This window comes from Flavobacterium salilacus subsp. salilacus (assembly GCF_004634195.1).
GTDB lineage: Bacteria > Bacteroidota > Bacteroidia > Flavobacteriales > Flavobacteriaceae > Flavobacterium > Flavobacterium salilacus.
Window position 1 is genome coordinate 31,609 of record NZ_SKBP01000012.1, and the last position, 13,439, is coordinate 45,047.

6 protein-coding genes are annotated in these 13,439 nt (G+C 42.2%); 4 read left to right on the top strand and 2 right to left on the bottom strand.

The window, feature by feature from the left end; translation table 11 throughout:
- Positions 1-36 precede the first annotated feature (36 nt).
- From E0W68_RS12630 to E0W68_RS12645, 4 genes are all read left to right on the top strand, one after another.
- A complete protein-coding gene (locus tag E0W68_RS12630) occupies positions 37-369 on the top strand; it encodes a YegP family protein (RefSeq protein WP_135219802.1) in 333 nt (110 codons plus the stop codon).
- A 175-nt stretch (positions 370-544) separates the two neighbouring features.
- Positions 545-4,210: an isoleucine--tRNA ligase gene (ileS, locus tag E0W68_RS12635; protein ID WP_135219803.1), complete on the top strand. Its 3,666-nt coding sequence runs from the start codon at positions 545-547 to the stop codon at positions 4,208-4,210.
- An 8-nt stretch (positions 4,211-4,218) separates the two neighbouring features.
- Positions 4,219-4,599, top strand: a complete 381-nt coding sequence (locus tag E0W68_RS12640) for a TraR/DksA family transcriptional regulator (protein ID WP_135219804.1) — start codon at positions 4,219-4,221, stop codon at positions 4,597-4,599.
- A gap of 125 nt (positions 4,600-4,724) precedes the next feature.
- On the top strand, positions 4,725-5,345 hold the full coding sequence (locus E0W68_RS12645; protein ID WP_135219805.1) for a lipoprotein signal peptidase: 621 nt from the start codon (positions 4,725-4,727) through the stop codon (positions 5,343-5,345).
- A gap of 1 nt (position 5,346) precedes the next feature.
- Here the strand turns inward: E0W68_RS12645 and pbpC are convergent, their stop codons facing one another.
- Together pbpC and E0W68_RS12655 are read right to left on the bottom strand one after the other, a co-directional pair.
- Complete coding sequence (gene pbpC / locus E0W68_RS12650; protein WP_135219806.1) at positions 5,347-7,695, bottom strand: penicillin-binding protein 1C; 2,349 nt, start codon at positions 7,693-7,695, stop codon at positions 5,347-5,349.
- Positions 7,696-7,853: 158 nt separating this feature from the next.
- Complete coding sequence (locus tag E0W68_RS12655; protein WP_135219807.1) at positions 7,854-13,367, bottom strand: alpha-2-macroglobulin family protein; 5,514 nt, start codon at positions 13,365-13,367, stop codon at positions 7,854-7,856.
- Between the last annotated feature and the right edge of the window lie 72 nt (positions 13,368-13,439).

Here is a 13,439-nt window from a genome sequence, read left to right on the forward strand (position 1 = left end):
TTATATTAGCATTTATTAATCACAAAACATCCTATTATGGGCAAATTTGAAATTTTGAGAAGAGTAAATGATGACTATCAGTTTAACCTTAAAGCAGCTAACGGAGAAATAATTCTTACCAGCCAAGGGTATGCCTCTAAAGCAGGTTGCCAAAACGGGATTGAATCGGTAAGGACTAACTCTCAAGACGACTCTAATTTCGACCGTAATGAATCTTCAAACGGAAAACCTTTCTTTAACCTAAGAGCAGCCAATGGTCTTATAATTGGTACCAGCCAAATGTATGCAAGTGTTGCAGCACGTGATAATGGGATAGAGTCGGTAAAGAAAAATGCTCCTGATGCCGCTATAGACGACCAAACGCTATAATAACACTTTTTATACTTATAGTAAAAAGCCTGTTTAGTTTTTTAGATGGGCTTTGCATTTGAAAAAATTTGCCTCTATTCTTACCAAATCCTTAAATCTGCCCTATATACAGCAATAACTACCATTACATAAAAAAAATCCTTACTTTCGCAAATTGATTATTATAAGGACTAAAATGAGTAAGAAGTTTACTGAATATAAAGGACTTGACCTGCCAAACGTAGCAGGCGAAGTACTGGAATTCTGGAAGAAAGAAAACGTTTTTGAAAAAAGTGTAACTACTCGCGAGGGTAAACCACAATATGTATTTTACGAAGGACCGCCAAGTGCCAACGGACTACCGGGAATACACCACGTTATGGCACGTGCCATTAAAGATATTTTTTGCCGTTACCAAACCCAAAAAGGCTTTCAGGTAAAGCGTAAAGCAGGATGGGATACCCACGGACTGCCTGTAGAACTGGGTACGGAAAAAGAACTCGGCATTACCAAGGAGGACATCGGTACAAAAATATCAGTAGAAGAATATAACGAAGCGTGTAAACGCACTGTAATGCGCTATACTGACGTGTGGAACGACCTTACCGAAAAAATGGGCTATTGGGTAGATATGGAAGACCCGTATATTACCTACAAACCCAAATACATGGAAACGGTATGGTGGTTGCTAAAACAGATATACGACAAAGGACTTATTTATAAAGGCTACACCATACAACCCTATTCGCCAAAAGCGGGTACAGGGTTAAGCTCACACGAGGTAAACCAGCCCGGCGCTTACCGCGATGTAACCGACACTACCATAGTAGCTCAGTTTAGAGCCCTGAACACAGGAGAGAATACGCTGTCAAAAGCATTCAACTACTCTCCCCCTTCGGGGGAGTTGGAAGGGGCTCTTATGGCATGGACAACCACCCCTTGGACGCTGCCAAGTAATACTGCCCTTACCGTAGGACCAAAAATAGATTATGTATTAGTAAAAACCTTTAACCAATATACTTTTGAACCTATCAATGTAGTATTGGCTAAAAACCTTGTTGGTAAACAATTTGGAAAAGGATATTTTAAAGTTGCAGATAAAATTACTTCTGATGATATAGATCATTATTACACTGAAAATTGTAATAGTAATTTTGACAATGAGGATATACTCAATTATGAAGGTAGAAAAAGAAGAATCGAATTGATACTTGGTAAAAACATAGACCATGATCAATATGATTTAATTATTAACATCGTTGGCGCAAACAAAAGGGTAGGTAATTTGAAAGAGGTTTTAAATAACCAATTAAACTTTCTTTATGAAAAAGAACTTGATTTACTAATTGAGAAAAAAGTTAATCATACAAATAAAAATATCCCGTTTAAAATATTAGCCGAAGCTAAGGGAGCCGATTTAGTAGGCATCCGCTATGAGCAGTTATTACCCTATAAACTACCGTATCAAAATCCAGAAAATGCTTTCCGCATAATATCAGGCGACTTTGTTACTACCGAAGATGGTACCGGTATAGTACATACCGCGCCTACCTTTGGTGCGGATGATGCCAAAGTAGCCAAAGAAGCACAACCCGAAGTACCGCCAATGCTGGTACTGGATGCTAACGGAACACCTGTTCCGTTGGTAGATATGCAAGGACGTTTCATTGAAGGAATGGGCGACCTTAGCGGTAAATATGTAAAGAACGAATATTACGATAAAGACGAAGCTCCTGAAAAATCGGTGGATGTTGAGATAGCCATCCGACTGAAAGAGGAAAACAAAGCCTTTAAAGTAGAAAAATACGTGCACAGTTACCCACACTCGTGGCGTACGGATGAACCGCTATTATATTATCCGCTTGACAGTTGGTTTATTAAAATAACCGATGTTAAAGATAAAATGTTCGACCTTAACGAAACTATCAACTGGAAGCCAAAAGCAACAGGAGAAGGACGTTTTGGCAACTGGCTGAAAAATGCCAACGACTGGAACTTATCGCGCTCGCGCTACTGGGGTATTCCGTTACCCATATGGCGTACGGAAGACAAAACCGAAGAAATGATGATAGGCTCGGTAGAAGAGCTATGCAACGAGATAGAAAAAGCCATAGCTGCAGGTATAATGACCGAAAATCCGTTTAAAGGATTTGAAGCAGGCAATATGAGCGAGGAAAATTACAACCTTGTTGACCTGCACAAAAATGTAGTAGATGCTATTACTTTGGTATCGCCAAACGGTAAACCCATGAAGCGCGAAGCCGACCTGATAGACGTGTGGTTTGACAGTGGCGCAATGCCATACGCACAATGGCACTACCCTTTTGAAAATAAGGAACTGATAGACAACCATACCGCTTTCCCTGCGGACTTTATCGCCGAAGGGGTTGACCAAACCCGTGGTTGGTTCTACACACTGCACGCCATAGGCACATTGGTATTTGGCGAAGTAGCCTATAAAAACGTAGTGAGTAACGGGCTTGTACTGGACAAGAACGGACAAAAGATGAGTAAAAGGCTGGGCAACGCCGTAGATCCGTTTACCACGCTTGCCGAATACGGCCCCGATGCTACCCGCTGGTACATGATAGCCAATGCCAACCCATGGGATAACCTGAAGTTTGACATAGAAGGTGTAGCCGAAGTGAGAAGAAAATTCTTCGGAACGCTGTATAATACCTACTCATTCTTTGCGTTATATGCTAATATTGACGAATTTACTTACAGTGAACCGGAAATTCCGCTTACTGACAGGCCGGAGATAGACCGATGGATATTGAGCGAGCTGAACACGCTTATAAAAAATGTAGATAGCTATTATGCCGACTATGAGCCAACCAAAGCAGCAAGGGCAATATCCGACTTTGTACAGGAAAACCTGAGCAACTGGTATGTAAGGCTATGCCGTCGTCGTTTTTGGAAAGGCGAATATGCCGAAGATAAAATTGCAGCCTACCAAACACTATATACCTGCCTTGTAGCGGTGGCAAAACTGGGAGCCCCCATAGCCCCGTTTTTTATGGACAGGCTTTATAAAGATTTAACACAGGCTTCACAGTCAGAAAGTTTTGAGAGCGTACATTTGGCGGAATTTCCGCAGCATGATGATAACTTTGTTGATAAATCGCTGGAAAGCAGAATGGAGAAAGCACAAACTATATCATCATTAGTATTGTCACTGCGCAAAAAGGAAATGATAAAAGTGCGCCAACCACTGCAAAAGGTAATGATTCCGGTACTTGACGCAAAGCAGAAAGCCGAAATTGAAGCCGTTTCAGAACTGATAAAAGCAGAGGTAAACGTAAAAGAAATAGAATTGCTGGATGACGCTTCGGGCGTTTTGGTAAAACAGATTAAGCCTAATTTTAAAGCATTAGGACCCCGTTTCGGGAAAGATATGGGGTTGGTTTCCAAAGAGATACAAAATTTCTCGCAGGAACAGATTGCCATGATAGACAAAACGGGAAGCGTAACCATTGAAATTTCAGGAAAAAGTATTACTTTAACATCTGAAGATGTAGAGATTTCTTCGCAGGATATAGAAGGTTTACTGGTAGCCAATGCCAACGGAATAACGGTAGCACTGGATATTACCATAACCGAAGAATTGAGGAAGGAAGGTATAGCCCGCGAGCTGGTAAACAGGATACAGAACCTGAGAAAAGATTCAGGGTTTGAAGTAACCGATAAAATAAAAGTATTCCTTCAGTCAGACGAAACACTGGAAAGTGCGGTAACTGCAAATGAGGACTACATAAAATCGGAAACGCTTACGGAAGAGCTTATATTTAAAAATGAAATTGCAAACGGAACAGAAATAGAATTTGATGATATAAAAACCTTAGTATTAATTTCAAAATAAATTGGAATATGGTAGATGAGCAAATACGATACTCTGATGCTGACTTAGCAGAGTTCAAAGAATTGATTACAAAAAAAATAGAAAAAGCTAAAGCTGATTTGGATCTTATCCGCAGCGCATATATGAACGACCTTAATAATGGTACTGATGATACATCGCCAACATTTAAGGCTTTTGAAGAAGGCAGCGAAACGATGAGTAAAGAAGCAAATTCACAACTTGCCATCCGTCAGGAAAAATTTATCCGCGACCTTAAAAATGCACTTATCCGTATCGAAAACAAAACCTACGGGGTATGCAAGGTTACCGGAAAACTTATTAATAAAGACAGGCTGAAACTTGTGCCACATGCTACTATGAGCATCGAAGCCAAGAACATGCAACGATAATAAATAAAAAAAGCCGCTTTATAAGCGGCTTTTTCATTACAACCCATACAATAATTGCGGATTAGCCACAAACAGAGAGACATTATTTAATAATTTCACTTATTTTTGCGGGTAAAATTTTTATAATGTCGTTAAAGAAAGCCTACTTAATTGCTGTAATTGTATTATTGATAGACCAGATATCTAAAATAATAGTAAAGACTACTATGAAACTTGACGAGTCTTTTACTGTTTTAGAGCAAGACTGGTTCAGGATACATTTTATAGAAAATGAGGGTATGGCTTGGGGCGCGGAAATTCCCGGTATGTATGGCAAGCTTTTTCTTACCCTTTTCAGGATAGCTGCCGTAGCAGGCATAGGCTGGTGGCTGCATGATTCGGTAAAGAAAAAATACTCTGCCTATCTTATTGTTCCCATCGCACTGATACTGGCAGGGGCTTTCGGTAATATTATCGACTCTGTTTTTTATGGGGTTATTTTCGATCACAGTCATGGGCAAGTAGCTACATTATTTGCTGACGAACCCTACGGAAAACTTTTATACGGCAAAGTAGTCGATATGTTTTATTTCCCGATATGGCGCGGTACATTACCCTCTTGGCTACCTTTTTGGGGCGGTCAGGAATTTTCATTCTTTAATGCCATATTCAATGTAGCCGATGCTGCTATATCCATAGGGGTAGGGATATTAATCGCTTTCAACAAAAGGGCTTTTGCTAAAAAAGAAACTGTTGTAACCGAATAAACTACTGCGATACAATTTCTATGTGCCTGTTAAGTTCGTTACCACCCTCATCGGTAATGGTAATATAATATTGTCCCGTTTTGGCTTCTACAGGCATTTCATGAAACGTTTGTGTCATACCCAAATACTTGTCATTCAAATACCAAAACACTCTTGCATCAGGGTTAGTATGTGCTGCTTTTAGCACAAAAGGTTGCAGCTTACCGCTAAAATCTTTAGTTAAGTATATTTTACCGTTGTCTTTCGGGTAAATAAAGCCCATGGTGTTACTCATAGTTCCGGTACAATCACTGCGAAAAGGCGGTAAGGTGACATAATCAATATGTTGCTTTTTGTAATACCACTCCATAACAGGAGGCAGTACAAACCACGATTTCGTTACCATACTGTTTACGCTCTCGCAACTGCTGTTTACACGATACTGCTCCGTAGCATCAAGGTTAACCACTGTATGATAGGGACATACCTCCGTATTTTTCCCGCTAACGGGTATCCATTGCTTTACTGTGGGGCAATGCTCCCCTGCAAGGTGGCCGCTTTGCTTACAAATATCGGCTTCTTCCAAATCGTTAAGCGGTGCTTTAAACCAAGGCTGACGGGGCAGCAGGTTAAATACATCAAACAGCACAGGAGCAGCACTCCCAACACCCGTAAGCGACGGTCTGCCCTCTCCTGAGGCATTGCCTACCCACACCCCTACCACATAGCGCGGACTTGTACCGATAGCCCAGGCATCGCGACCGCCAAAGCTCGTGCCTGTTTTCCATGCAATTTCAAGCGAGGAGTCATAAAAACGCCATGCCTCATCGCCTTCGGGGCGGTTTACTTCTTTCATAGCGTTATAAGTAAGCCATATAGCCCCTGCGCAAAGCTGGGGTTTATTAAAGGTTTCCTTACCAAAGTTTCGCTTCACTTTATTATCCCAGTTCAGTTCCGCAAATTCATTTTTACGGTATTTTGCATCATGCGTAGTAAAATGGTTCAGCGTACCCGTAAGTCCTGCATAGGTTCGGCATAAATCCCACAGGTTGGACTCGGCACCACCCAAAATGAGCGATAATCCGTAATGGTTCGGGTGCCGGTTAACATCGCGTAGTTTAAAATGCTGTAACTGTTCGTAAAAACGATATACGCCAAAATCCTGTAACATGAGTACTGACGGTATGTTCAGCGAACGCGATAACGCCTTTTGTGCCGGCACAGCACCGTCGTAGCTCATGTTATAATTCTTAGGGGTATAGCCCGATATTTGCGTAGGCACATCGGCTATCAGGGTATTGGGCAACAATTCGCCCGCATCAAGCATACTGGCAAACAGCAAGGGTTTTAGTATGCTGCCCGTACTGCGCGGAGCGGGTATAATATCTACATCTTTTTGGTGGAATTTATCCGTAGGTGCATTGCCCACATAGGCAATAACATCATGGGTTTGTACATCTACCACCAGTATGGCAAGGTTGTATATTTCGGTTTGCCTGTATTCGTTATAGTACTGTTTTGCTATTTGGTTTACGCGCTGTTGTAACACACTGTTTACGGTAGTTGTTATACGATGTCCCTCCTGCGATTTTGCAATGTTTTGTAATAGATGCGGTGCAGTTTCGGGCAAGTCGAACGGTTTTTGGGGTAGTTCTTCCTCTAATGATAATTCGTAAGTGGTTTTATCAATTACTTTTTCGGTATATAATTTTTTGAGCAGCCTGTTGCGCTTATCGCGTAAATCATCCTGATTCCTACCCGGATATATCAATGCAGGAGCATTAGGCAATACCGCCAGTGTAGCTGACTCTGCCCACGAAAGTTGATGGGGTTGTACGCCAAAGTACCGCCACGAAGCCATTTCCAGCCCTACCACATTACCGCCATAGGGTGCATGGGCAGCATACAGCCCTAATATATCATCTTTAGTTTCGCGAAATTCCAAACGGGTAGCGAGTATCAGTTCTATCAGTTTTTCGAAGTAACTGCGTTTTTTCCCTTCGCGGGAAAGGCGTATTACCTGCTGCGTAAGCGTACTACCGCCCCGCACTACCTTACCTGCTTTATAATTTTGCCGTATGGCATTTATAATAGAAACGGGATTAAAACCGGGATGTTTATAAAAATGCCGGTCTTCAAAATAAACAATACACTTCCTGAATTTATAAGGCACACTGTCCTGCGCAGGAAAACGCCATTGCCCGTCTTTGGCAATACGTGCACCCAACAGTTCGCCCTCACGGCTTTCTATAACCGTTGCATACGGATTATTAAAAAGCTGTTTGGGCAGACAGCAATAATACCACACCAGCAATGCAAGTATGATAACCGATTTTATCTTGTTCTTTTTTATCCAGCGTAGTATCTTCATATTGAAGATTAAAAGTTTATAGAAGCTGTTTCAAAATTGATTGAATAAACACTTTTGTCATTCTGACGAAGGAAGAATCTGTTATTTACCAGATGATAAAGATTCTTCACTCCATTACATTGCGTTCAGAATGACACTTTCGAAACAGCCCTTGTAATTTACTCCTTAACCACTTTTACCCACTGTCCTTTGGTACGCGAAAGGAAGTCATTATCATACATTGCCTCACACTGTACGCCCGGCAGGTAATAACTGCCCATATAACTGGCATTAAGCAGTATTCTGAATTTTTTGCTTTCGTTAGCTTTTAATGGGAAGTAGAAATTGGCTCTGTCGTCCCTGATGTCGATATAATCGGCATTATTCTCGGCAAAAGCACCAAAATCGGTAAAGCGGGTATTTACAATTTCCCATCCTGAAGGGATTATCTGCGTAAGCGCGATATTCTCTACATATTCGCCTTTTTGGTTTAGTACGGTTACCTCAGCAACAAACTCCGTTCCCTGTGCCAACTGTGACGGGTTGATAACACTGCCTCCCCTGTCTTTAAAAACGATGGCAGTACTCAGCCCCCGGTTTTCTTCCTGCTCCTGCCCCACAGGCAGTATGCCGCTATATACTACTTTTATATACAGTGTGCCCTGCTTGTTATTGCGTATGGCAACGGTATTATCATTGGACACCTGCAATACCCTGTCGGCAAACGTTTTGTCGGTTTTTATTACCTGTGTTTTACCTTTGGCTGTGTAGGCTACATCGAGTCCTTTCGATCCGTTTGATTTTGCAAATTTCGACATTGAATACAGGCAGTACGCTGTTGTTTGGGTACTCATCCATTCGCGCGACGACATTTTCTCTGCAAGCTGATTGGCAATGCGGAAAGCTCTCTCTTTTTGCCCAAGCAGAATAAGGGTTTCCAAAGCCATAGCTCTGTTACGTTCGGGTGAACCGTAATAGTAATAACGGTGCCCTTGTGTATTTATATCAAGACTGCTTTGGTTGAGCAATGCCAAGCCTGCACTTTTTTGCCCTGCAAGGGCATAAGCTGCTGCCAGTCGTAATTTGGAGTCGTTAGAGATACCTTGTGTTTCGCGAAGCCTGTTCATTGAAGATAAATCGGGCGAGCCTGCCAGTGCCAATGTATAAAGGCGGTATGCCTGCGCAAAATCGTTATGGTAATAACTATCGTAACGCCAGTGTCGTGCTGCTTTCTTCTGATAGTCCAGCCATTGTTTTTTAGCATTTAACGGCAGTTTATAGCCTTTTTTCTCTGCTTCGATAAAGAAATGCCCCACATAACTGGAACCCCAATCGTCAGGATGTGTATTTCCTGACCAGTAGGCAAAACCGCCGTTCCCTATTTGGTAACTTGCCAGTTTTTGTATCGCTGCCGACACATTGCGCTGTATGTCTTTTTTCCTTTTATCATCAATATCAGCTATATCGTTTAAATACAACTGCGGGAACGCGCTGGAAGTGGTTTGTTCCAGGCAGCCGTGGGGATATTGTATAAGGTAATCCAGCCTGCGGTTAAAGTCGATAGAGGGGAATGACGATACCTCCAGCCTTGCTTTGTTACTGCCCGGTACGCCAAAGGCTTCCCAACTAATTGTGCCGGAAGCTCCGGGTTCTAATACCATTTCTTTAAAGTTTTGGGTAACGGGGTTCGGGTTGGTTATATCCAACTCTACCTCATAGCTTGCTTTTTCGCTACCTGACTGTGTCGTAACGGTTACTTTGCCAATACCTGTTACATTACCTACTTCGAGGTCAAAATAAGCTATCTTCTCATCCGGGCGATCAAATGATATGGTTTGTAAGGCACTGCCCACTACTTTTAAGCCATTATTAGTTTTTACCTGTAGCGTTACGTTTTTAATTTTGTCTTCCATCGCGAAAAGCGTAACGGGAAGCGTCACTTTTTCGCCCGGCGTAATTTTTCGCGGAAGCGATGCCAACAGCATTAAGGGGCTGCGTACCGGCGTTGTTTTCTCGGCACTGCCATAGGCACTATTATCTTCATTGGCTGCCACTACCATAGTACGTACTGAACCTATGTATTTTGGCAGGGTTATACTATGGCTGCGGGTTTCGCCTTTTTTAAGGGTATAAGGACCCAGGTAGATAACCACAGGCTTAAAGCGGTTTGCTTTTTTAGCTTTACCGCCGCCAAGGTCTTCGTCACCACCTATGCTGAATACTTGGTTTACTTTGCCGCCATACGCCCCTATTACATCATCGTATATATCCCATGTTTTTATACCGAGTGCTTCTTTGGCATAAAATGCATCCCATGCATTGGGGGTTTTATATCGGGTAAGGTCGAGCAAGCCATCATCTACAATGGCTACGGTATAAGTCATTGCCTTACCTGATTTCTCACTTACTTTTATCGTGGCTTTCTGCTCCGGTTTTAATACCGAAGGCATGTTTATTTGCGGTTCGAGAATCGTGTTTTTATCGACTACCTCTATGGGTACAATACCATACATGCGTATGGGCGCATCGTTTTTAGTAGTGGCGTGAGGTTGTAACAGCGTAACATTTACATACACATTCGGAGCCATTTTTGCGGTTATGGGTACTTCTACCTTTGTTTCTCCTTTGGCGGTATTTGCCCAATAGGTTGCCACTACTTCCGACCCATTTTCCACAGACACCAACGCGCGCCCTCCTTCGCCGGATGGGAATGACACCACTGCTTTTTCACCAACCGAATATTTTTCTTTATCGGTAGCAAATACCAGCATGGCAGCTTCTTCTCCGCCCCCACTTTTTGTACGTCCTGACCAGTATGACCAGTCCATATATATGGTTTCTCCTGCCGAGTGCCCGCTTTCTACATCGGTTACGCGCACTAAATAACGCCCCCAGTCGTTTTCGGGTACATTTAGTGTAAACGATGCTTTACCTTTAGCATCAGTAGTTACGGTTTTAGAATAATAGGGTGTATTAGATAGTGCCGAATTGTATGATGACACATCGTTATGGGTGGCATCCCACCACCAGCGCCATGTTACTTTATATACCCTTACATCTACTTTTCGGTAGGGTTTTGATTTGCCGTTTTCGGTAAGTGCAACAATATCAAAACGGTTGTTTTTTCCTGTTTCAATTATACCATATTTGTTCGGTTCAGGCATTTTTACGCCCACATAGCTTTTATAGGGCGAGTAGGATGCCGTAATAACATCGGTACTAAAGTCGCCTCCTTTTTCGTAGGCTTTGGTAATAATAGCTGCCTTTAGCATACCGGGTGCGCTGGATTGTAACGATGGTTTCAGCGTTACGGTTGCTTTACCGTTGGCATCTACTTTACCGGAATAGATGTTTACTTCTTCGGTGCTGAATGTTTGTGCAGGGTCGTCAAAAACATAGTTAGAGTAGCCTTTAAAAGAGGTTGCATCTTTCATGAACTTTGCCTGCATTTCTACTTTCAGGTCTTTTGCCACTGCGCCGTGCAGCCAATTTACCCGAAGAGTTGCGGTGTTGGATTCGTGAGCCGAAAGCACTTTACCGTCAAAGCCGTTTTTTATTTTTAGCCTGTTGGGCTTTATGGTTTCTATCTTTATACGCTTATAGAACTTCGCTCCTCCTACCGATACTACGGCTTCCCAGTTACCCGTTGGGGCATTGGCTTCGGTGGGGACTATAAATTTATAGTGATTGTTTTCATCATAGGTTTGTACTGCCTGATGTACCAGCTTACCGTTAGGATCGCTTAGTTTTAATTTTATAGGATGCGAAGGCGGTAGCTTGGCTGCTTTGTCATTCAGTATAAAACCGATAAAAAGCGTATCGCCCGGACGCCATACACCCCGCTCGCCATATACATAGCCTTTGAGCCCTTTTTGCAGGCGTGTACCATCTACATCATAATTACTTACCGAGAGCGAGTTACCGTCTGCCATTTTCACGTAAGTGGTATTATTATCTTTTTTAACAATGGCAAAAAAGGCTCTTTTGTCTAAAGACAGGGTCGCCGTACCCTCGCTATCGGTATCTGCCGAAGCTATTTTTTGTTGCTGAAAGTTATAGACTTCTATTTTTGCTCCACTCACAGGCTGCGCGGTGGTAATGCTGCTTACCGCAAAGAAGTAATTGTTGTTTTCTCCTCCTTTGGCAATAACGCCTAAGTCGCTCGCCAGTACATTGGTGGCTATTTTTTTATTATAAAAATAGGACTTGCTACAAGGGTCTTCACGTTCGCTCCAGTTGTAATTGTAGTCATAGTCGTAATAATCATAGTATTCGTTATCAAAGTTTGAATAAAACTCGGAGTCTTCATTCTCATCTTCTTCCTCTTCGGTTTCATCTTCATCGCTTCCTGACCCGCAACGGTATAACGAGTACGATTTCCTTATGGATAGTTCTACCCGGTATATGGCTCCCGGTTCGGGGGTTATTAGTGAGGACAGATCGAGCGCATACGGATTCCAACGGCTGTAATTGGCCATTTTATCATTGTTCAGTATAATTTTCTTTTTGGCTATGGGCAGGGCTACTTTTCGCAGGTTGTATGCTCCGTTTATGTCATTATCCTGTAAAAATTGTAATACGTTATTTTGATAGATGCGATATACTTTTACATCGACTGCTTTTAGGTTAACTGCCTGAAAATTGATTTTCAGGTTGCTGGATGTTGGTAATATTGTTCCGCTTTTCAGGAACTGCACTTCGGGCTTCATTTGCTCAAAAAGTATCTTGGCAGAGTGTGTCGCCTTTGTTTTAAAACCGTCAATGCCTTCTATTCCCTGAAATACTTCAACCAAACGTGTTCCTGTAAGCGGTTCTTCAAAAAACACTTTCAGCAGGTTACCATCTACGGCATACTTGAGGTTATTGGCTCCCTCGACCGCTACAAGTCCGTCAAAATTTTGCTCTTTGCGTAAAGGATCGGAAAAATTAATGAATAACGACTGGTTATCATCGGGACCGATATCCATACTGATTACCTTAAAGTTGTTTTTACCGGGAATTTCAAACTCTTCTACGCCTGCTTTTTCTATGCCAATGGCTTCGCCGTTCCAGTGTATTTTTATTTTGCTGTCGTCTATTTTGCGTTCTATACTGTCTATTACAAAAAAGAACTCTGTTGCCTCGCCCTTTTTCATATCAAACCTAATGGGTAGCTGCCTGCCTTCCTGCTCTGCCCTTACCAGTTTTTTTGCCGTTAGGGCATCCATAAAATCACTGGTTTTCAGCACACCGTTCAGGTACTGGAAGTCTTTACTGTACGATTGCAGGTCGAGCGTAGTAACCATAAAATCCTGCTCCAGTGTTTTTACCCTAAAGTTAAAGTCTTTCAGTTCTTTAGGCACATCGGTTATTTTAGAGAGGTGCAGTGTTATGCGATATTCTGTGTTCTCTTCCAGCCTTTCGTCAGGGCGAAAAGCTATGGTGTTACTCCCCACCAAAAGTACTTTACCGTCAACACTTGGGGAAATGCTGAAATAGTCGTCATCCAACTCTTTATCTGCGTGCCAATCGTCGTTAGCAAAAGTAAGCCCTACCTGAATATCTGCTTTTGTAGAAATTAACCCCGAAGTATAGCTGGTAATATATTCAGTATATAATGACGGGTCGGAGTCAAAGTCTTCTCCTGATTTATCAGAACAGGATATAACGAGCAGTGATACTGCAAAGCACAGCAGCAGTTTAAGGCTTTTCATAATCGGAAGGTTTAATAAGTTGGCAACTATTGTTTTACGCTTAACAAGATAACAAAAGCAGCATGAAAATAT

Coding starts and splice junctions, on each gene's coding strand:
- E0W68_RS12640 (WP_135219804.1), top strand. CDS start 4,219: ATGGTAGATGAGCAAATACGATACTCTGATGCTGACTTAGCAGAGTTC.
- E0W68_RS12645 (WP_135219805.1), top strand. CDS start 4,725: ATGTCGTTAAAGAAAGCCTACTTAATTGCTGTAATTGTATTATTGATA.
- E0W68_RS12630 (WP_135219802.1), top strand. CDS start 37: ATGGGCAAATTTGAAATTTTGAGAAGAGTAAATGATGACTATCAGTTT.
- E0W68_RS12655 (WP_135219807.1), bottom strand. CDS start 13,367: ATGAAAAGCCTTAAACTGCTGCTGTGCTTTGCAGTATCACTGCTCGTT.
- ileS (WP_135219803.1), top strand. CDS start 545: ATGAGTAAGAAGTTTACTGAATATAAAGGACTTGACCTGCCAAACGTA.
- pbpC (WP_135219806.1), bottom strand. CDS start 7,695: ATGAAGATACTACGCTGGATAAAAAAGAACAAGATAAAATCGGTTATC.